This is a genomic window from Acetomicrobium thermoterrenum DSM 13490 (genome assembly GCF_900107215.1).
GTDB lineage: Bacteria > Synergistota > Synergistia > Synergistales > Acetomicrobiaceae > Acetomicrobium > Acetomicrobium thermoterrenum.
Genome location: NZ_FNPD01000001.1, coordinates 56,489 through 77,785 on the forward strand (window position 1 = coordinate 56,489; position 21,297 = coordinate 77,785).

The 21,297-nt window shown below is 48.3% G+C and carries 18 protein-coding genes; all 18 read left to right on the top strand.

Features of this window, described 5'->3' with window-relative positions:
• Positions 1-11 precede the first annotated feature (11 nt).
• The 18 genes from BLU12_RS00275 (at position 12) to metG (ending at position 21,285) form a co-directional block, all read left to right on the top strand.
• Positions 12-2,306: a RelA/SpoT family protein gene (locus BLU12_RS00275; RefSeq protein WP_091459763.1), complete on the top strand. Its 2,295-nt coding sequence runs from the start codon at positions 12-14 to the stop codon at positions 2,304-2,306.
• 4 nt (positions 2,307-2,310) lie between these two features.
• Positions 2,311-2,766 carry a D-aminoacyl-tRNA deacylase gene (gene dtd, locus BLU12_RS00280; protein ID WP_091459765.1) on the top strand — a complete coding sequence of 152 codons (456 nt, stop codon included), beginning with the start codon at positions 2,311-2,313 and terminating at the stop codon, positions 2,764-2,766.
• Entirely contained in the window at positions 2,763-3,407 is a 645-nt protein-coding gene (locus BLU12_RS00285; protein WP_091459767.1) for an MBL fold metallo-hydrolase, read from the top strand. The genes dtd and BLU12_RS00285 overlap by 4 nt, the downstream gene beginning before the upstream one ends.
• A 68-nt stretch (positions 3,408-3,475) precedes the next feature.
• Complete coding sequence (gene mreB / locus BLU12_RS00290; RefSeq protein ID WP_091459769.1) at positions 3,476-4,513, top strand: rod shape-determining protein; 1,038 nt, start codon at positions 3,476-3,478, stop codon at positions 4,511-4,513.
• A gap of 55 nt (positions 4,514-4,568) precedes the next feature.
• Positions 4,569-5,378 (top strand): rod shape-determining protein MreC, encoded by an 810-nt coding sequence (mreC, locus tag BLU12_RS00295; protein ID WP_091459771.1) that lies wholly within the window; start codon positions 4,569-4,571, stop codon positions 5,376-5,378.
• Between the two features lies 1 nt (position 5,379).
• The gene (locus tag BLU12_RS00300) at positions 5,380-5,847 is read left to right on the top strand and encodes a hypothetical protein (protein WP_009201511.1); all 468 of its coding nucleotides are present in this window, start codon (positions 5,380-5,382) and stop codon (positions 5,845-5,847) included.
• Positions 5,848-7,581 (top strand): penicillin-binding protein 2, encoded by a 1,734-nt coding sequence (gene mrdA, locus BLU12_RS00305; RefSeq protein ID WP_091459772.1) that lies wholly within the window; start codon positions 5,848-5,850, stop codon positions 7,579-7,581.
• Between the two features lie 3 nt (positions 7,582-7,584).
• On the top strand, positions 7,585-8,229 hold the full coding sequence (minC, locus tag BLU12_RS00310; RefSeq protein WP_091459774.1) for a septum site-determining protein MinC: 645 nt from the start codon (positions 7,585-7,587) through the stop codon (positions 8,227-8,229).
• 20 nt (positions 8,230-8,249) lie between these two features.
• Positions 8,250-9,050 carry a septum site-determining protein MinD gene (gene minD / locus BLU12_RS00315; RefSeq protein ID WP_009201508.1) on the top strand — a complete coding sequence of 267 codons (801 nt, stop codon included), beginning with the start codon at positions 8,250-8,252 and terminating at the stop codon, positions 9,048-9,050.
• A 36-nt stretch (positions 9,051-9,086) separates the two neighbouring features.
• Complete coding sequence (minE, locus tag BLU12_RS00320; RefSeq protein WP_009201507.1) at positions 9,087-9,362, top strand: cell division topological specificity factor MinE; 276 nt, start codon at positions 9,087-9,089, stop codon at positions 9,360-9,362.
• Positions 9,363-9,368: 6 nt separating this feature from the next.
• The gene (gene rodA, locus BLU12_RS00325) at positions 9,369-10,466 is read left to right on the top strand and encodes a rod shape-determining protein RodA (RefSeq protein ID WP_091459776.1); all 1,098 of its coding nucleotides are present in this window, start codon (positions 9,369-9,371) and stop codon (positions 10,464-10,466) included.
• 24 nt (positions 10,467-10,490) lie between these two features.
• Positions 10,491-12,290: a radical SAM protein gene (locus BLU12_RS00330; protein ID WP_091459777.1), complete on the top strand. Its 1,800-nt coding sequence runs from the start codon at positions 10,491-10,493 to the stop codon at positions 12,288-12,290.
• A complete protein-coding gene (locus BLU12_RS00335) occupies positions 12,280-12,864 on the top strand; it encodes a TIGR03936 family radical SAM-associated protein (RefSeq protein WP_091459779.1) in 585 nt (194 codons plus the stop codon). Before BLU12_RS00330 ends, BLU12_RS00335 begins: the two co-directional genes overlap by 11 nt.
• 27 nt (positions 12,865-12,891) lie before the next feature.
• On the top strand, positions 12,892-14,388 hold the full coding sequence (locus tag BLU12_RS00340) for an Rne/Rng family ribonuclease (RefSeq protein ID WP_091459781.1): 1,497 nt from the start codon (positions 12,892-12,894) through the stop codon (positions 14,386-14,388).
• Positions 14,351-17,773, top strand: coding sequence for a chromosome segregation protein SMC (smc, locus tag BLU12_RS00345; RefSeq protein WP_091459783.1), 3,423 nt, complete (start codon positions 14,351-14,353; stop codon positions 17,771-17,773). Before BLU12_RS00340 ends, smc begins: the two co-directional genes overlap by 38 nt.
• 8 nt (positions 17,774-17,781) lie before the next feature.
• On the top strand, positions 17,782-18,513 hold the full coding sequence (locus tag BLU12_RS00350; protein WP_234945339.1) for a tRNA1(Val) (adenine(37)-N6)-methyltransferase: 732 nt from the start codon (positions 17,782-17,784) through the stop codon (positions 18,511-18,513).
• Positions 18,513-19,361, top strand: coding sequence for a 16S rRNA (cytidine(1402)-2'-O)-methyltransferase (rsmI, locus tag BLU12_RS00355; RefSeq protein WP_091459784.1), 849 nt, complete (start codon positions 18,513-18,515; stop codon positions 19,359-19,361). Before BLU12_RS00350 ends, rsmI begins: the two co-directional genes overlap by 1 nt.
• Positions 19,345-21,285, top strand: coding sequence for a methionine--tRNA ligase (metG, locus tag BLU12_RS00360; RefSeq protein ID WP_091459786.1), 1,941 nt, complete (start codon positions 19,345-19,347; stop codon positions 21,283-21,285). The genes rsmI and metG overlap by 17 nt, the downstream gene beginning before the upstream one ends.
• Positions 21,286-21,297: the final 12 nt, after the last annotated feature.

Here is a 21,297-nt window from a genome sequence, read left to right on the forward strand (position 1 = left end):
GGAGTAGCTAAATGAATGAAGGTAGCGAAAGTCGCATGATGTACGGCTACCAGTGGAGCGGAATGCAGAGTCCCTCATCCCAGGGGATGGATAAGGCCCTACGGATTTTGCGCGATAGCTTCATGGGTCGCATCCCTGAAGAGAGCAGGACGACTGCCGTAAGTTTAGCTTGGCAGGAGCTTTGGAGTAAGGCGGCGAAATACCTGGATAAGAACGAATTAAAGCTCCTGGGGGAAGCTTTTGTGTATGCCGCTAACAAGCATAAGAACCAAAAAAGGGCTACGGGGGAACCTTACGTGGTGCACGCCCTCTCGGTGGCCGGTATACTTTCCGATGTCAATATAGATGTTGAAACTCTTGTAGCCGCGCTCTTGCATGATGTCATTGAAGATACCGATTCTACTTTCGAGGAAGTTAAGGCTAAATTCGGCACGAACGTTGCAGTGCTTGTCGATGGGGTAACAAAACTTGGAAACATCGACTTTAAGACCGTAGAGGACTATCAGGCTGAGAATTTGCGCAAGATGTTTTTAGTGATGGCCAAAGACATTCGGGTCGTGCTAATCAAATTGGCCGACCGCCTTCATAACATGCGTACAATACAGGTGTTGAGAAGGGAGAAGCAACTTCGCATTGCCAGGGAAACCCTTGAAATATACGCGCCTCTTGCTCATAGGCTCGGCATCTATCATATGAAACGTGAGCTCGAGGATTTGGCCTTTAAAGTCTTGGAACCGGACATGTATTATGAGATTAGGCGGAGGGTAAGAAAGAAACTTCCCGAAAGGGAAGCCATTATAAAAGAAGCTATAGACACCTTATCCAAAAAATTGGATGAAGGGGGAATAAGGGCCTTCATTACAGGGAGGGCAAAGCACTTTTACAGCATTTACGAAAAGATGAAGCGTAAGAATCTAACAATAGAGCAGATGTACGATCTCCTGGCTTTAAGGGTTATCACAAATTCTGTCGTGGATTGCTACCAGGTTTTGGGCATTGTCCATACCATATGGAAACCTATTCCCGGCCAGTTCGACGATTACATTGCAAATCCTAAAAGCAACATGTATCAATCTTTGCATACCACAGTGGTGGGACCAAGCGGAGAACCCCTGGAAGTACAAATCAGGACCTGGGATATGCATTGGATAGCGGAGTACGGCATTGCTGCCCATTGGAGATACAAGGAAGGTCAGATAAAGCCAGACGACCTGGATACCAAGTTAACGTGGATAAGACAAGTCCTGGAAACGCAGCTAGATTCTTCGGAACCTTCCGAATTCCTGGAAAACTTGAAGGCAGATGTGCTATCGACAGAGGTCTTCGTCTTTACTCCCAAGGGCGATGTGATATCTCTGCCCAAGGGCGCAACTCCTCTGGACTTCGCCTATAATATTCACACCGAGATTGGAAACAAGTGCGTAGGCGCCATGGTGAATGGCCGTATAGTTCCCTTGAGCTACGAGTTAAAAAACGGGGATATAATTAGAATTCTTACATCTCCGCAGGGACACCCTTCCAGAGACTGGTTGAGCATTGTAAGCACAGGGCGGGCCCGATCGAAGATAAGAGCCTATTTCAGGGCAATGGAGCAGACCGAGAAAAAAGAAAGGCTGGAAAGAGGGCGGGATCTGCTGCTGACTGAAATTTCAAAGCATGAAGAATTTAAAGGCTTGGATTTGGAGTCCTCTTCCAGTACTTTGAATAAAGTGGCAAGGGATTTTGGCCTGTCAAATAAAGAAGAGCTTTTCGTCGCTATAGGAGAGGGGAGTATTTCGCCCTCCTCTGTGGTGTCTAAGCTTATCGACTCGGAACTTGCAAGGTCTAAGGGTGCGACAAAGGCAATGGGACAACCAAAAACGAAGGAGACGGACTCGGAGATCCTAGTTGAAGGGGCCGGAGGAGTGATGGTCTCGCTGGCCCACTGCTGTTGTCCAGTCCCGGGAGATCAAATTGTTGGTTATGTTACGACAACCAGAGGGATAACAGTGCACAGATCCGATTGTCCGAATTTGCTGAGAACATCGGATGGTCGAAGGGTTGAGGTCTCCTGGGGGCAGAAGACCAAGGCCTTTTACTCTACTCGCCTCAGGCTGGAGGCTGTCGACAGGCCAGGCTTGTTTGCCGATGTTACGCAAGCGATAAACGCAGCCGAGGGAAGCATTCTATCCATAAGCGCCCATGTTGTCGATAAGAACAGGGCCAGAATGAACATGGAGATATTGGTCAAAGACGTAGAACAGCTTTACCGAATAATGGCGCGCATCAATTCGATCGAAGGTGTGCTCATGGTCGTTAGGGGGTAAGTATATGCGAGTCGTTTTGCAGAAAGTGCTCTGGGCCAAGGTCGAGGTCGGAGGTGAAATGCTGGGGGAAATAGGCCCCGGTTTGTGCCTTTTGGTTGGCGTATCTCGAGAGGATACCTTGGAAGATGTGAGGTTTATGGCGAATAAAATACCGAATCTGAGGGTTTTTTCTGATGACGAGGGCAAGCTCAACCTTTCCTTAATGGATGTTAAGGGGTCCATTTTGGCCGTTTCTCAGTTTACCCTTTTTGGAGATTGTAGCAAAGGAAGAAGGCCCTCCTTTTTGGGCGCTGCGCCACCCGATATGGCCAATCGACTTTTTGAGGAGTTTTTGGATGAATTGAGGAGAAGCGAGATCGATGTCCAAACGGGGCGTTTTCAGACCCACATGAAGGTGAGTCTGTGCAACGACGGCCCGGTTACATTGATAATAGACAGCAAAGAGGTGTTGAATAAATGAAGGTCATGCGATTTCCCTTAGGAGCTCTGTTTGCGAACGGATATTTAGTATACGATCAAGACGGCAATGCCTTTTTCGTGGATCCCGGCGGAGACCCCGATGATGTCATTGCTGTCATCGAGGGCAATTCGCTTGAATTGAAGATTATTCTTTTGACCCACGGCCACGTGGATCATATAGCCGGGGTCAAGGCTCTGCAGGATCGCTACGATTGTCCAGTAGCGGTGCATGAAGACGACTTCGGCATGTTGGCCAATCCAATGAAGAACCTTTCTCAATTTGCCGGTGAAAGTGTGAAAGTGGATGGCAGGGTGAAACCCTTGTCCGACGGGGAGTCGATAAATATAGGCTCGATTTTAATAAGGGTTATACATACCCCTGGCCATACTCCGGGAAGCGTCTGCTATCGAGCAAGCCATGAGGGCGAAGAGGTTCTTTTTTCGGGAGATACCATTTTTGCCCTTAGCGTTGGAAGGACTGATTTGCCCGGAGGGGATTTTGCCGCCCTTGAGTCATCGTTGAGAAAATTGGATTATCTTCCCGATGATCTGAAGGTCCTTCCGGGACACGGACCGGAGACGACGCTGGGCAGAGAAAGGCGAGAAAATCCTTTCTGGCCGAGAAAGCGCGATGTGCGCTAAATTGGCCTTTACATCTATTGCCATTATAATTCAGCGTTTTTGGAGATCGAGAAGGAGGTCTAAATTCCTTGTTTAGGTTTTTGTCGGGATTATTCGCTAGAGATATGGGAATTGATTTGGGAACGGCCAATGTGGTAGTTTATCAGAAAGGCAAAGGAATAGTGGTTGACGAACCCTCTGTTGTGGCCTACCGTAAATCTTTGAATTCCAAGGATGAGATAATTGCCATCGGGAAGAGGGCAAAGGAAATGATCGGCAAGACCCCCCAGAGTATTGTTACTTTAAGACCTCTTAAGCATGGCGTTATCGCTAACTTCGATGTTACTGAAGCGATGTTGCAATATTATATAAGAAAGATCAACGGAGACAGGCGTCTATTTGCCCATCCGAGAGTGGTGGTGAGCGTGCCTGCCTGCGTTACCGAGGTGGAAAGAAAAGCTGTAATAGATGCCTGTCTAGGTGGGGGAGCAAAAGAAGCTTATATCATAGAAGAGCCCCTAGCGGCTGCTTTGGGTGCGGGGCTTCCCATTCATGAACCGAAGGGGTCTATGGTGATCAACATAGGAGGAGGCACTACAGAGGTAGCTGTTCTCTCTTTGGGCGGTATTGTGGAAAGCTCTTCCCTCAGGGTGGCAGGGGACGATATTGATGAGGCAATTATTGAGTTGCTCCGACAAAGCTTCAAGATGTGCATCGGAGAAGCTACCGCTGAGGAAATAAAGATCGCCTTGGGATCTGCCTGCCCGCTGGATGAGGAGCCTTCGACCGAGGTTAGGGGGCGTGATTTGAGCAACGGATTGCCCAAGAGCCTGACCATTACCTCATCCGACGTTCGCGTAGCCTTAGAGCCGATGATCAAAAGAATAGAAGAGACGGTTCGGGAGACGCTTGAAAGAACATCTCCGGAGCTCGTTAGGGATATCGTCGAACGGGGCATAATTTTAACCGGAGGCGGAGCTATGTTAAAGGGATTGCCCAAGCGTTTATCTTCGTCTCTTAACATCCCCGTCATGTGCGCCGATCAACCTCTTTATGCCGTAGCCATAGGCATAGGGAAGGTTTTGTCAGAACTGGAGAGGATGAAACGGATTTTAATATCAGTTTAGCTAATGCTTCCGATGGCTATATTTTATTATTTTAAACAAGAGGTGCTGCTTCCCGATGCGAGATCGGAAGAGGGTTGAATTTTGGCAAGTCGGCATCTCCTTAATCGCTTTTTCCATGGTGCTAATGGCAGTAGTCGGTCATCAATCGGGTTTTGATGTAAGAATGAGAAGCTTCATTTATAAAGGTCTGAGGCACCTTGAATTGCCTGCCCTGGCCCTTCGAGAGGGCATAAATAGGGCGTTAGTTCTTAGCCGAGATAAGGGGATGTTTTTAGAAAAGATAGATTCATTGCAAAAGGAAAATGTTGCCCTGCGAATGGAATTAAACAGGGTTAAGGAGTTTTATGGATCAGAAGGTTATGAAGCCTCCCCCTATTTAGCGGCAGAGGGGGTTAATTTCTTGAATGCGACAGTAATTTACCGACACCCCGGATGGTGGTGGAGATATTTGACCATCGATAAAGGCCGAGATGACGGCCTAAAGAGAGGCATGCCGGTGTTGAGTGGCGAAAACGTCGTAGGAAGAGTTTTCATAGTAGAAGATGCGACGGCTGTTGTCGAGTTGGTGACGTCGCCCGACCTTAGGATCCCCGTTATCGTAGAAGACACGAGGGATATCGGCGTCCTTTCGGGAGATGGGAAAGGGAACATGTCCTTATTTTATATGCCCAGGAAAGCTCCTCTGCAAAGGGGCATGAAAATAGCTACGGCCTTTGCCGTGGGCAATTTCTACCCCGGATTGTTGGTGGGTACTGTAGATGGTCCGGAAGAAGATTTTGTCGAGGGAGATTTTGTTACATACAAAGTAAAGCCCGATATAGATTTCTCTCGCCTTCGAAGAGTCAGGATTTTGGAGGTAAGGTGAAGTGTCCTTCCTTTGGTTCGCCTCTATTGTCACTTGGCTTGTCCAGGATTTTTTTCAAGTCCTGGCTAATCCCTTTTCGGGAATTCCGGATTTCTACGTTTTAACCTTAGGGATGCTTCTTGTCAGCAATAGAGAGGGAAAGGAGATTCATCTTTTGGTTGCCGCATTTGTCGGTGGACTCCTCTGGGATCTGCGGTGGGGAAGCCCTCTAGGCTTTAGCTCCCTTTTCTACGTTTCCGCTATACTGGCAGTCAAGTTGATCTGGGGGGCGATTTCTCAAACAGCGAGAACACGTCTTTCTGCGACGCTTCTCGTTCTTGGTTCCCATATTTGTATTTCTATAGCGGAAGGATTTATATTCGATGCCCCAATTTTGCATGTAGGCCTTGCTTTTGTGGTAAAGCAAGCTGGCGCTTTTCTTTTTTGTATCCTTATGAATGCATATATATTTCATCGGGAGATGGACTAATTGAAACGCCTCGATCTTCCTTTGACGATCGATAAACGCCTTTTGTACTGTATTTATTTTGCATTTGCTATATTGGCTTTTTTGACGATCGCTCTGTTCGTCTTTCAGGTGATGCATGGTGACGATTATGTCAGATTGGCTACGGAAAACAGGCTCAGAGTGATCAGGCTCTCCCCTCAGAGGGGGACTATTTTCGATGCTAACCAAATCCCTCTAGCCGTAAGCATCAGCACTTTTTCCATTCAAGGGTACCCTCTCTCCATGCAGAGCGAGGAAACCATACAACGGATCGCATCCTTCCTTGGAAAGCACGGGATCGTAAAAAGGCCTGAGGATCTCAAAGAAACATTGAAGAGCCAATATACGGTCCCCTACAGGTCGGTGACATTGGTCAATAACCTTACCCTGGCGCAAATGGCAACGATAGTGGCGGACCCTGAATTTCCCCAGGAGCTGGTGCCCGTCTCTCAGTGGCGTCGCGTATATCCTGCAGGGGAGGTCATGGCTCATGTCGTTGGCTATGTGGGCAGCATTAACAAAGAGGAGCTTAAAAGATACGGCAGCAGAGGCTATCAGGGCGGCGATGAGATAGGCAAATCTGGGGTTGAGGCGAAGTTCGAACACCTTTTACGCGGTAATTTTGGCGGGGAGGCCATAGAGGTGGATGCCAGGGGAAGGCTGGTTCGTAAGTTAGATTTCAAACCCTCCGAACCCGGTAAGGATGTTGTTCTTACGCTGGATTTAATTGCCCAGCAAAAGGTCTCTGAATTGATGAAAGGAAAGAAGGGGGGCGTCATAGTTATGGATGTACAGCGTGGCGATGTAGTGGTGCTTTATTCTTCTCCTTCTTATGATCCCAATCCCTTGGCATGGGGCTTAAGGGATTTTGAGTGGAGGGCCTTGACCAAAGATCTCTCTTACCCCATGATGAATAGGGTAATAGGAGGCCTTTATTCGCCCGCCTCGACTTTTAAAATCGTCGCTGCGATTGCCGGGCTGGCAGAAGGCGTCATTACACCGAAAACAACTTTCTATTGCCCCGGCTATTTGGAGGTGGGCAACAGGAAATTTCGTTGCGTAAGGCCGCATGGCAGGGAAGATATAGTTGGCGCCTTGAGGGATTCCTGTAATGTTTTTTTCTTCCAGCTCGGTTTAAAACTTGGTGTGGACGTGTTATCCGATTGGGCTTACAGGTTGGGCTTCGGCCGGCCGACGGGTATCTCTCTGCCGGGCGAGGCGACGGGAAATTTGGCGGGTCGTAAGTGGAAAAAGGACACTTTCGGCGAAAGTTGGTACCTTGGAGATACTGCCAATTACGTAATAGGACAGGGTTTTTTGCTCGTAACCCCAATTCAGCTTGCAAGGGCCTATGCCGCTGTGGCAAATGGAGGGTTCTTGCCCAGGCCCAGGTTGATCGAAGCAGAAGGCCTAGATGGCGAAGAGATATCGATAGACGATAAGGTTTTAAGCGTTATAAGAAAAGGCCTGGAAGAGGTGGTCAAATCCGGAACGGGGCGGGCTGCCGGGGCGTATGGTGTCAAAGTCGCTGGCAAAACGGGAACGGCGCAAACTTCACGAGGTAAAAACGACGCCCTCTTCGTGGGTTATGCTCCTGCGGATTCTCCGAAGTACGTCATTGTGGTTTTATTAGAAGAGGGAGAATCCGGAGGAAGGGCAGTGGCGCCCCTGGCGGGCGAAATATTGGCCTATTTGCTAAAAGAGAGAGGGGAATAACATATGGGGTCGCATATCCTCCTAAAGGGCACCAGGGAAGGCATACGCTGTATTTTTCCCGAAGATAAAGATATAATTGGCGTTGAGCAGATGTGCGATGAGGTCGTAAGAGAGAGCGGCCATATTTTGCGAGACGGAACTTTGATCGTAGATTTGCAGGGACGGGAAAGCGACGAAGGCGAAATTGTCGCTATCTTGAAGAACCTCGTGTGGTCCTCCGGTGCAAGGGAAGTTGTCTGGATGTCCTACAATCCCAACGTAAGAAGGATCTTGAAGTCGGCAGGTTTTTGTATAGAAAATCGTCCAAGTTACGGAAGCGTCGGCGTAAGGGGTCTTTTTATATTTAAATCTCTGAGATCGGGGCAGAAGGTTGAACACGATAGCGATGTATTCATACTGGGCAACGTAAATGACGGCTCAGAGGTCTGGGCAGGCGGCAACATTTGGGTTTGGGGAAAACTGCAAGGCCTGGTTCATGCCGGCTGTCACGGGGACGAAGATGCCCATGTACTCGTCAAGGTCTTTGAGTCAAATCAGGTTAGAATAGGCAAGCTTTATAGCAGTATTGAGAAAGACTGCTCCTATTGGGGTAAACCCGTTTTAGTTTATGTGCAAGAAAATACGATCATTTTTAAGGAAATTCAATAGTTTACAGGGAGGCGGGGGCGTTGGTCGCTAGGACGATAGTAATAACATCTGGTAAAGGAGGGGTTGGCAAAACCACGACTACGGCTAATCTGGCCGTAGAGCTTGCAAAGATCGGCAAAAAGGTCGTTGCCATAGACGGAGATATCGGCTTGAGAAATCTGGACGTGGTAATGGGGCTCGAAAATAGAATAGTATATACTCTAGTGGATGTCATAGAAGGGGCATGTAGGTTAAATCAAGCCCTTGTCCGAGATAAAAGGATCGAAAATTTGTATATGCTTCCGGCGGCACAGACGAGAACGAAAGATGCCGTAACTTCAGAACAAATGTGCGAAATTTGCTCGATGTTGTCCGATGAATTCGACTTCATACTCATCGATAGTCCCGCCGGCATAGAAAGCGGGTTTAGGAACGCCGCAACTCCCGCGCAGGAAGCCCTCATCGTTACCACTCCCGAAGTTTCCGCAGTTAGGGACGCCGATCGCATCATAGGTCTGTTGGAGTCCATGGAAAAGAGGGGGATCTCTCTGGTGATAAATCGACTCTCCCCAAAAATGGTAAAAAGGGGCGATATGTTGGACATATCGGATGTCGTGGAGATACTGTCGATCAATCTGATCGGCATCGTCCCAGAAGACGAGGCTGTGATAACTTCCACCAACAGGGGAGAGCCTCTGACATTTCAGGCAGTCGGTCCTGCTGCCAGGGCATTCAGTAATCTGGCGAAACGCATATTGGGCGAAAAGGTTCCCTTCGATGAACTCGAGCATATGAACAACAAGGGCATATTGGGACGCGTCAAAAAGTTGTTTGGGGTGTAGTTTAAATTTTTTAACATGGATTTGGAGGCATGAGATATGGCTTTTTTGGATAGATGGTTTGGCAGAAACAAGACGAAGGATGAGGCAAAGGAACGCCTGCAGCTTGTCTTGATTCACGACAGGACCGATCTGGCCCCGGAACTTCTCGAGCAGCTCAGAACCGAGCTCATAAAAGTCATATGTAATTACTTGGAAGTAGACGATAAAAAAATTGAACTCGGGCTCGAAAGGGAAGATCGAACCGTAGCGCTCGTGGCTAATATACCTGTCAAAAACATCAAAAGATACATTCCTAACGCAAAGAACAAGTAAGGATAAATGGCGGAAAGCAGCAAATTAAAGCAGGTCTTTGCCTCTCTCGATCTGCCCCTTATTGCGGCAATTGCAATTTTATATGGTCTAGGGGTTATGACCATATACAGCGCAACTTACGGTCAGGGGCTGGGATATGTCGAAAGGCAGTTGATTAACGGCATCGTGGCTGCGATGGCAATGGTTGTCTTTTTCTTTATAGGTGTCAGGCGGTTCTTTGAATGGTCCTACCTGTTGTATGGGTTGCTCGTAATATCCCTGATCGCTCTTTTGTTCTTGGGCGATGCCACGAGAGGTTCCCACAGGTGGATCTATCTTGGAGGATTTGCTTTTCAGCCTTCCGAGATGGGAAAGCTCATATTATGCTTGGCTTTGGCCCGTTTTTTGGCATTGAAAAAAGACAAGTCCTTCTCGAATTTTTTAAAGGTTCTCGGACTCTCCGCTGCAAGCGGATTGTTTGTCCTATTGCAGCCCGATCTCGGTTCCTCGATCATATATGTCGTTATTACGATATCCTGCCTTTGGGTGTGGGGTTTGCCGAAGAAGTATTTCGCTGCCCTCGTTGGATCGTGTCTTGCGTGTATTCCGATTGGATGGCCTTTTTTGAGGGATTACCAGAAGCTTCGTATTTTGACCTTTTTAAACCCCAATATCGATCCCTTGGGAGCGGGGTATAACGTGATTCAGTCTCGAATTGCTGTCGGTTCCGGAGGTGTTTTCGGCAAGGGTTTTTTGAAGGGAACTCAAAGCAAACTGCAGTTTCTTCCCGAACCTCATACTGATTTTATATTCGGTGTTTTCGCCGAGGAATTCGGGTTTATCGGCGCTTTTCTGGTGTTTTGCCTTTATGCCTTCGTCATTTGGAGAATTCTTCTTGTAGGATTAAAGAGCAAGGATCTGAGGGTTAAGATTTTTGTCGGCGGATTTACGGGGTGGATATTATTTCATGTATTCGAAAGCGTGGGCATGAGCATGGGGTTATTACCGGTGACGGGCTTGGCGTTGCCCTTCATGAGTTATGGAGGAAGCTCGATCATTTCTTTAAGCTGCGGCTTTGGCCTTCTCCTAAGCGCATGCTTGGATTTTCCCAAAAGATACGAATAAAAGATAAGTTTGCGAGGAGATCAGATGGAGAATTTGTCTTTGGATTTGGAGTGGAATAAAGATTGGGATTATCTTACCAAGGTCAAAAGACCCTCCCGATACATTGGAGGAGAGTGGGGTCTTTTGCCCCCGAAAGATGATGAAGAAAATATCATTTCTCTCTGCCTTGCCTATCCCGATGTGTACGAGGTAGGGATGAGCTACCTAGGATATCAAATTTTGTATTTTTTGGTTAAATCCCTCGATTTTGCCGATGTTGACAGGGTTTATGCCCCCTGGCCCGATATGGAGAAAATGCTTGCGAAAGATGGAGTGCCATTGAGGTCTTTGGAGATGAAAAAACCCCTGAGGAATTTCGACCTATTGGGGTTTACATTACAGTACGAACTTAACGCAACTAACATCCTCACCATGCTTAACTTATCCTCTATTCCCCTTCGATCTGCCGATCGCGGGGATGAAGACCCCATAGTCATAGCAGGGGGACCCGGAGCCCTTGCGCCAATGCCCTACACCCCCTTTATCGACGTCTTTTGCATGGGTGACTGCGAAGAGCTGTTGGTGGATCTTTTATCTATCCTATATGAGCATCGATCTTTTGCCAGAGAGGAAAAGCTTAAATTGCTTTCCAAGATAGATGGGTGTCATGTTCCGCTCATGGTAGGGAGATCTGGCAGAGTCAAAAGAAGGATAATATCTTTGAAAGAGGCCTATGCCCCCGAAAGATTCATGGTTCCCTCCGATAAAATTGTTCATGATCGGGCATCAGTAGAGGTTTTCAGAGGTTGCACCAGGGGGTGCAGATTTTGCCAGGCCGGGATGATATACAGGCCCGTTCGCTACAGAGATCCGGAAAGGGTTTGCGAGCTGGCGAATAAGATCCTATCTCAAAGCGGTTACGAGGAATTGGGCCTGACATCGCTTTCTACCTGTGATTATCCCTGGCTTGAGGAGACTATGGATAGATTAGGTCCGCTGCTTTCCGAATACAGGGCTGCTTTAAGCCTTCCCAGCTTGCGGATGGATCCCAAAGCCATTGACGTGGCTTTGAAGCTTGAAGAGATGAAAAGAAGGGGTCTTACCTTTGCCCCCGAGGCAGGGAGTCAACGTTTGAGAAATGTGATCAACAAGGGAGTGACCGAAAAGGATATAGAAAACACCTTGAAGGCGGTCTTCGAAGCGGGATGGAGCAAGGTGAAGCTATATTTTATGATGGGCCTGCCAACCGAAACAGAGGAAGACCTCAGGGGCATAGTTGATATAATAGGAATGGCCCGTTTCCTGGGAAGGTCGTACAATAAAAGGACGTCGGTATCGGCTTCGATTGCCGGTTTTGTGCCGAAGGCTCACACGCCTTTTCAGTGGGAAGCACAGAACCGGATGGAAGAGTTAATGGATAAGGGGCTTTGGATTAAAAGGCAGTTTCGTCAGAAAAACGTCTCCGTGAGTTTTCACGAGCCTGCACAAAGTTTTATAGAAGCCGTTATAGCGAAAGGCGATGAAAAGGTGGCCGACGTAATAGAGAGGGCCTGGAAATACGGTGCGCGGTTTGACGGATGGGGCGATACTTTCGACTTATCTTTTTGGCTAAAGGCGTTCGAGGATTGCGGAGTTGATCCCTACCATAGTACGGCCAGGCAGATTCCCTACGAAGAAAGGCTCCCCTGGGATCACGTCGATGTAGGCGTAACGAAGGAATTTCTGTGGTCCGAGAGGGGAAAAGCCTTAAAGGGCGAAATAACGGGTGACTGCAGATGGAGCGGATGCAACGGATGTGGCCTCCGGGATGTTTGTTTCTCAGGTGATGTACGCCATGAGAGTTAGAATGCTCTACGAAAAAATGGGGCCCATATGTTTTGTCCCCCATGTCGAAATGCCCACCCTTCTGTCGAGATCCTTAAGGCGGTCAGGAATAAGGCAGATTTTTACGGAAGGCATGTCGCCCCATCCTAAGATAAGTTTGGGTCCTCCTTTGCCCGTGGGGGTCTTTTCTCTATGCGAAGTGGCTGATATTTGGGTAGAAAATTGGAGAGCAGAAGATCTCGAGGCTTTGAATGAAAAACTGCCCCGGGGTTTGATGGCAAAAAAGGCTGTCCCGACAGAGGGCTTGTCTTTGAGCAAATCCTGCGATAAAGCCCAATATCTTTTGCAATTTAAAAGCAAAGAAAAAGGGAGCGATGCCTGCTTCCTTTTGCAAAACCATGTCCCCGGGGTCGAGATTTTGACGCTTTGCGGAAAAGAAGTAGAAGCCATAACCGGCAATCCTTATCAAATAAGCCCAACGCTTTTCGTAAAAGCCCTTTCAAAGGGCGGAGTGATCTCCTCCTGGGAGGACATAAGGATAGTCAGAACAAAACTAGGAAAAAACGAAGAGGGAAAGATACTTCCCCTCTTGTAATAAATTGCTGTTTAGGGGGTAACGCTTTTGAATGACGACGATAAATGGATCATAGCAAATGTCATCGATCCGGAAGAATCTCGCGTTGCCATTTTGGAAGGAGGGCGTCTGGTAGAGCTTTTTGCCGAAAGGATGTGGGAAAGGCAGAGAGCGGGAGAGATATATAAGGCCAGGATAGATAATATACTTCCAGGGATGAATGCGGCCTTTGTAAATTTAGGTGAAGGGCGAAACGCCTTTTTATATCTCGACGACGCTAAGAATGCCGAAATAAAGCCAAACGGAGAGATAATCGTTCAGGTTACCAAGGTAGCCAGGAAGGGGAAGGGGCCGCGAGTAACGGCTCGCATTTCCTTGCCGGGAAGGTATGTGGTTTTGCTTCCCGGAGCTAGCGACATCGGCGTTTCCAGGCGTATCGACGAATCGGGAGAAAAGGAGCGGTTGAAGGGCATCGCAAGAGAATTGGTTCCCGATGGTTTTGGCGTCATCGTGCGTACAGTGGCTTCGGGAGTGGATGAAGAGGTCATAAAAGAGGAGATTGGAGAGCTTTTGGAACTTTGGAAAGATATAAGCGACCTTGCGCTGAAAATGCCATCCCCCTCCCTTCTTTATCGGGATGCCGGCCTGCTGGGAAAAGTTTTGCGCGATGAGCTCGACGAAAGGGTCTCTCAAGTGGTTATAGATGATCCTTACGATCACAAGCTCGTACTTGATTACATTTCCAGGCATTCCCACAGGGTACAGCCCGTTGTGGAACTTTACGCCAGGAACATACCCATATTTGAACATTTCGACATAGAAAAAGATATCAGCGCCGCCCTGGAAAGAAAGCTCTGGCTTTCATCTGGCGGTTTTTTATACATAGACCAGGTGGAGGCGATGACGGTCATAGATGTCAACACGGGCAAGTATGTCGGAACGGATAATTTAAGACATACCATATTGGATACAAATATGGAGGCGGCAAAGGAGATTGCAAGGCAGCTGAGGCTTCGCTCCATCGGCGGAATAATCATAGTGGACTTCATAGATATGGATTACCAGGAGGACAAACAAAAGCTTTTAGACTATCTGGAAGAGCTGTTCAAGGGGGACAGGTATAAATCCAAGGTTTACGGCGTGAGCAAGCTCGGCCTCGTGGAGATTACGCGCAAGCGCTCGAGGCCGGACTTGAAGACCTATATGACCAGGCCTTGTCCTTTTTGCGCCAATATGGGTTGGGTGTTAAAGGAAGATGCCGTCGCCATGGACATAAAGCGTTTCCTGCGGAAGGTGATATTGTCCAGCAAGGTCGAAGCCCTCATATTGGAGGCACACTCTGCCATAGCCGAATACATAGGAAATCACTTCCTCTCCCAATGGGCTCAGGAATTTGAAAAGGCCCTGTTCGTCCTTCAGTCGAAGGAGCTGGCGTGGGATAAGTATCGCCTTATCTTCCAAGGTCCTCTGGACCAAGCTCTTTATAAGATCAAATTGTTGGAAGAGGATGGAGATCTCGTTGTACATAGAGCGGGTCGCTCTTAAGGGATTTAAAAGCTTCGGGGAGCAGGTCGATATCGAGCTTTCCGAAAAATATACGGTAATCGCAGGTCCTAACGGAAGCGGAAAGAGCAATATTCTAGATGCCATAAGATGGGCTTTGGGGGAGCAGTCTCCGAGCCGTTTGAGGATATCGAAGCAAAGCGATCTTCTCTTCCAAGGCAGCCCCTCGCGCCCCCCTGCCAGGGAGGCCCGGGTTTCTTTCGTAATCAACGATAAGGGAAAACTGAAAGCCTTTAAGCGCGTTCTCGACGAAAGCGGTTCCTCCTTTTTCGTGGATGGCAAAAAGGTAAAACTTTACGAGATGGAGGAAGAAAAGCGCCTGTTAGGGCTTGAAGGGATCGATTTTGCCTTCATCGGCCAGGGCGAGGTCCTGGAAGCTATTAAGCAAAAGCCCGCCGAAAGGAGGGAGAACCTGGAAGTTCTCTTCGGTATATCCCAATACCGCAGGAAGAGAGAAGAAGCCCTTTTAAAGCTGATCAGGGCTGATGAAGAGGCCCTAAGATTAAAAACTTTGATCGATGAATTAAAGCGAAGGCGCAGCGACATTCACCCCCAAGTTATAAGTGCCAGAAAAAAACGCGAATTGGACGAAGAGCTTAAAAGTTTATCGAAAAGGATAAAATGGCTTGAGTATTGCAGGGTTATCGAGGAGATCAAAGACGCAGAGGATGCCAAAATGAGAATTTCCGGGAGCCTTTTTGCTGCCCGGCTCTGGGTTTCTCTATGGCAGAAGGCTCTGAGCCTTTTTGAAAACCAAATCGATGCCTTGGCCTCCGGGGACGAAAGAAATAGAGAGATTTTTGACCGACTCTCCAGTGAAATCGGCAACTTAAAAAAGAAGCTCTCCTCCCTGGCTTTGGAGCGCAGCAAAACAAGGGACCTCTATTTTCGTACTAAGGAGGAACTCGAGTCGGCATATATGTCGATGGAAAAGCTTCGACCTGAAGAAGAAAGCCTTAGGCTCGCCGTAGAAGAACTGAAGGAACAATTGGCCGGAAAAAGGCGACTGCGCGATGATCTCGAGGCCAAATTGAAAGACAGCTTTTCGAAGATAAAAGAACTTTCCCGAAAGAAAGAAGAATTGCTCGGAAGGAAGGCCCTTTGCGAAACATCTCTCACTGAGTTGAACCGCAAGGTTCGTTATTCCGGAAAAAGTTACGGCAGCCTGATCTCCCAAATGCTGGAGGCGAAGGAGGAATTATCCGATCTTCAAAAATCTGCGAAAGAGACAGCTCTAAAGTTGCAGAATGAAGAAAGGGTCTTTGAGGAATTATCCTCTCAACACATGAAGGCTCTTGCCGAAGCTCAGGAGACAGCCGCCAAGTTGCAGTCCAAAAGAAAAGAGAGGACAAAGCTGAATTCGGAGATCGAAAGGACCAAAGACGTCCTCTCATCCGGAGTTTATCCGAGGCCCGTTGAATATCTGATGGCCGCCAAAAGATTGGGAAGGCTGAAGGTTGATTTCGACCCCTTCGTCGATGCAATATCCTGCCCCAAGGAATACATCCCAGCCTTGCAGTCCTTTTTGGGTGGGAGGCAATTTTGGATATTAGTGCCCGACGAGCATGCGGCCGGCGAATGTATTGATTACCTGAAAGTGGGCAATGCGGGAAGGGCTACCTTTTTACCCTTGAACAGGGCCAACCCTCAGCGGAAAAATCAGGCCATCCGCGTAGACGGAAAGAAGACGATAGGATGGTTTATAGATCTCATCTCCTACGAACCCAAATGGGAAAATTGCGTGATGCACCTTTTGGGCAACCTACTTTTGGCGAGCGATTACGGTGAGGCCGTCAGGATATCGGGCATGTACAGGAATTTTCCGGTAGTGACCCTTGACGGAGAGGTATTCTTGCCAGGCGGTACCATATCCGGGGGCAGCGCGAACAAGTCTTCACAAAACGTTTTAGCGCTAAGAGGCTATCTGAGAGAAAGCTCGTCTTTTCTTGAATTGCTCGATGAAGAGATAGAAAGATTAAGCTCCACCTTGTCCAAGGCGGAGGAAAGGGAGATAAGGTTAAAGGAGGACACTCAAAGGCAGCTCGCTTTGGTCGATCGGCTGAAGGGAGAGAAGAAAAAGATCTCAAGCCTTTTATCCAACAGCGAGAGTCGGATTAAGGACGCGGAAGCCGAGGCTGGCAAATTAAAAAAAGAAATAAAATCCCTCATCGTGGATATGAAAAAAAGAAAGGCCGAACTGGAACAAATCTCATTAGAGTTGTCCAGCATGGAAGAGATCGACTTAAACGATAGATTGCAGAGCGATCTTTCCTCCCTTGATCGAGAGGTGGAGTTATTGCAGGAGAGGATAAGGGGCCGTCAGGATGTGTTGGATAGGATAGAAGATGAGTTATCAGCCCACAGGGAGCGCATCCAGCAAAAGAGGGAGGAAATCCTTAAAGCCGAAAAGGAATTGGCCGACAGCGATCTCAAAATATCCGAGTTGAAAGGCAAGTACATAGAGCTGTTTTTCAGGCGTCGGAGCCTTGCCGGGGATATGAAAGTAGCGCAGGAAGTTAGGGCAAAAATCGAAAATATGTTTCGCAAGTCCTCTTCGAAGCTTCAAGAAGCAAGGGAACGAATGAGGAAATGCGAGTCTCAGTTGGCCTTGGCGAAGGAAAGGCTGAAAAACCTGTATGGCCAGAGAGCAGAACTTGAGGATAGCGCATTCGACGGCAAAGAAAGTCCTCTTTGCGACGTGAGCCCTGTCGAACTGGAACGCCTTAAGGAGAGGGCAAGAACATTGCAGCGAGAGCTTCAGGATTACTGTGATGTGGACTATGGTGTCTTGTCGGAGGACGCCTCGCTGATCGGCCGCATTGACTACCTTTCCGAGCAATATGATGATGTTAAGGAAGCCAAAAGAGAGCTCGATGGCATTATAAGGGATACCGACAGGCAGGCGGGATTATTGTTCAAGGGGGCCTTGAAGGCTATAAACGATCGCTTTAATGCCATTTTCGTCAAGCTCTTCGGGGGCGGAGAAGCCAATTTGGCTTTAAACGACGAGTTTGATCTCTGGAATTCGGGGGTTGAGATAGCTGCTAGACCGCCGGGTAAGAGGCCGCAAAGTTTGGCTCAACTTTCGGGAGGCGAACGCTCCCTGACAGCCATCGCCTACCTTTTTTCCGCCATGGAGGAAGCCAGGGTCCCCGTGGCCATTTTGGATGAAGTCGATGCCTCCCTGGACGAAGCCAACTTAAGGCGTTTTGCCGATTTGGTGGAGCAATACTCCAAATCCCTCCAAATTGTGGCAATTACCCATAGAAGGCTGACAATGGAAAGGGCGGATATAATGTACGGCGTGACTCTGGAAGAACCCGGACTGTCGAAAATCGTAAGCATCAAGCTTTCCGATTGGGAATGAGGCGAGCGATGGAGATAACTTTGGATGATATACTTTACGGCAAGCTAAAATTAAAACAACCCCTGCACGGTCCCAGGGTATCGGTTGATACCGTGTTGTTGTCATGGTTTGTAAGGTTGCGGTCGAAGGATCGGGTGATGGAGCTTGGCACGGCAAGCGGTGCCGTTGCCCTGATATTGGCCAAGAGGTGGCAGAAGGTGTCTGCAATAAAGGGCATAGACATACAGGAGGAACTGATCAAAATTGCAAGAGAGAATGCTGTAGCCAACAATCTTGAGGACAAAGTCACCTTCGAAAGGGGTGATGTAAGGGAGATATCGGCAATTTGTCCCCCCCAGACCTTCGATGTGGTTGTAGTCAATCCTCCCTACGATGAAGCTTCGAAAAGCAGGACCAGTCCGAAGGAGGGCGTTGCCCTCGCAAAACAGGGAATTGCCTGCACTTTAGAGGACGTAATAAGGGCCTCATTTTATTTGTTGAAGGACAGGGGGAGGCTTTATATGGTCTTGAGGGCAAAACGTACCTCTGAATTGTGCTACCTTCTTGAAAAAAACAGAATGCCCCTTAAGAGGTTGAAAATAATCTACCCCAAGCCAAAGTCAGAAGCCTCCGTCGTTTTGATCGAGGCCAGAAGAAATGCAGGAAGAGGTCTGAGGTTGGAGCCTCCCCTTTTTATATGCGACGAGAAGGGAGATTACACCCCCGAACTTCTTGCTGCCTATGAATTGGAGGAAAACTGATGCCTCTTTTTGTTGTCCCGACGCCGATCGGAAATTTAAAGGATATTACTTTCAGGGCTATAGAGGTGCTGAAGACGTCGGACCTTCTACTCTGCGAGGACACGAGAAGGGCGATCAAACTACTAAACCACTATAATATTAAAGTAAAGATGCTTTCATACCATGAGCATAACGAGAAAAGTCGCCTCTGTGAGGTTTTGGGCATGCTGGATCGCGGAATAAAGGTTGCCTTGATATCCGATGCAGGCACGCCCTGCATATCCGATCCAGGACAACTTCTGATATGTGAAGCGATTAAGGCAGGCCATGAAGTGGATGCTCTGCCCGGCCCTTCTGCGATACTTCCTGCCCTCGTCATGTCGGGACTTCCTTCGTCTCAATTTTCCTTTTTGGGATTTCTTCCCGAAGAAAAGGCCTCGCGGCAGAGATTTTTGATATCCTTGAGAAATTTGCCCCATACTTCGCTATTTTACGTTGCACCCCATAAATTAAAGCGAGACCTGGAAGACATCATCGAGATTTGGGGCGACAGGAAAGCAGCGCTGGTGAGGGAGATATCGAAAATACACCAGGAATGCCTTCGAGGCTTTCTTTCCGATATTCTCGGCTTCTCAAGGGAGGTAAGGGGCGAAATAACCCTTGTAGTGGATGGCCTTAGAGACACAGCGATTGAGGAAGAGGACGAATCATGGCAGAAGGTGGCCGTCAACATGAGAAAAGAGGACATGGCCATAAAGGATATTGCCAAAATTCTGTCCGAAAGCTATGGTATAGAGAAAAACCGGATTAGAAAATTCGTACTAGGTCGGGAAAGAATGGAGGAAGGAAGAGATGAATCGCGAGAGTAGTTTTTATATCACCACTCCAATTTATTACGTGAACGATGTCCCTCATATAGGGCACGCATATACGACGGTGGCCGCCGACGTAATGGCGAGATACAAAAGGATGTGCGGAATTGATACCCTTTTCGCTACTGGAACTGACGAACATGGTCAGAAAGTTCAGCAGGCCGCTCAAAGAGAGGGGATCACCCCTCAGGAGCTGGCGGACAGGACTGTGCTGAATTTCAAGAAGCTTTGGGAGGCATTGAACGTATCCTGCGACGATTTCGTGAGGACTACGGAACAAAGGCACATCGAGGTAGTTCAATATATCTTCAAGAAGCTGATGGATCAGGGTGACATATACAAAGGAACATATGAGGGGTGGTACTGCGTCCCCTGTGAGACCTATGTCCCGGAAAGCCAGATGGGAGAAGGGAAAACTTGCCCCGATTGCAGGCGTCCTCTTGAAAGGATGACGGAGGAAAGCTATTTCTTTCGCATGTCGAAATATGCCCAACCATTGTTGGAGTACTACGAAAAAAACCCCACGGCTGTCATGCCGGAGTCCCGCTATAACGAAATAGTAAGCTTCATAAAGATGGGGCTTAAAGATCAGTCGGTCTCCAGGACTACACTTAAATGGGGCATACCCGTACCTGGCGATGATGCCCACGTAATATACGTGTGGTTTGACGCCCTGATCAACTACCTGACCGTCTGTGGTTATCCCCAAGACGAAGAAAGATGGAAGAAATACTGGCCCGTGGTCCGCCATTTGGTTGGCAAGGACATATTGAGGTTCCACAGCATCGTCTGGCCGTCCATGCTTCTTGCCCTAGGAGTCAATCCCCCGAAACAGGTTTTTGCCCACGGATGGTGGACTGTGGAAGGCGAAAAGATGTCCAAGTCCAGGGGAAATGTCGTCGATCCCTTTGAGGTCGTCGATCTTTACGGAGCCGATCCTTTCCGTTATTTCATGTTGAGGGAAGTGCCCTTCGGCCTCGATGGCGACTTCTCTGAAAAGGCCCTGGTCCAGAGGATTAATTCCGATCTGGCCAACGATCTTGGTAACCTCCTGTCCAGGACGTTGCAGATGGTTGTCAAATATTTTGATGGTATCGTTCCGGAACCTCTCCCGAAATCGACGAAAGAGGACCAAGAAATAGGAGGAAATGTCGTAGAAGCGTTGCTTCAAAGGGTTGACCGGTCCATGTCGCGCTTTGCCTACGATGATGCCCTAAAGGAGATATGGGGATATGTGGGTTTGGCGAATAAATACATAGACCTAACCATGCCCTGGAAACTTGGTGAAGAAGGCGATAGAGAACGTCTCAGCAACGTGCTGTATAACCTTTGTGAGTCCCTGAAGTGCATAGCTCTTTTCCTTCGCCCCTTTATGCCCGCCAAGGCCTTAGAAATATGGGAACAGCTTGGCCTAAAGGGCAAATTGTCAATCGATAGCTTCGAGACCGTAAAGATTCCCTATCCGGCAGGCACTGCCGTCTTGAGGAAAGGCGCCCTTTTTCCGAGGATAGACATTAGAAAATGGGCTTCCAAGAAGGCTGAAAGGGACGCTAAAAAAGGGTTGGCTCCCGACCCCGGCGATCATGAAGAGGAGATATCCGTTGACGACTTTAAAAAGGTCGAACTCAGGGTTGCAAAGGTTATATCCGTAGATCCCATTCCCGGAGCCGATAAGCTCTACAAGCTGACGGTGGATCTGGGTTATGAGCAGAGGACGATAGTTTCGGGTATAAAGGAATTCTATAAACCTGATGAACTGGAGGGCAAAAAGATCATAGTGATCTGCAACCTGAAGCCGGCAAAACTGCGAGGTGTGATGAGCAACGGCATGCTTTTGGCTGCAGAATCACATGACGGTTCCAAACTTGCTCTCCTTACCGTCGATAACGACGAAATACCCCCGGGAAGCCGCGTGCATTAGGGAGTTGCGATG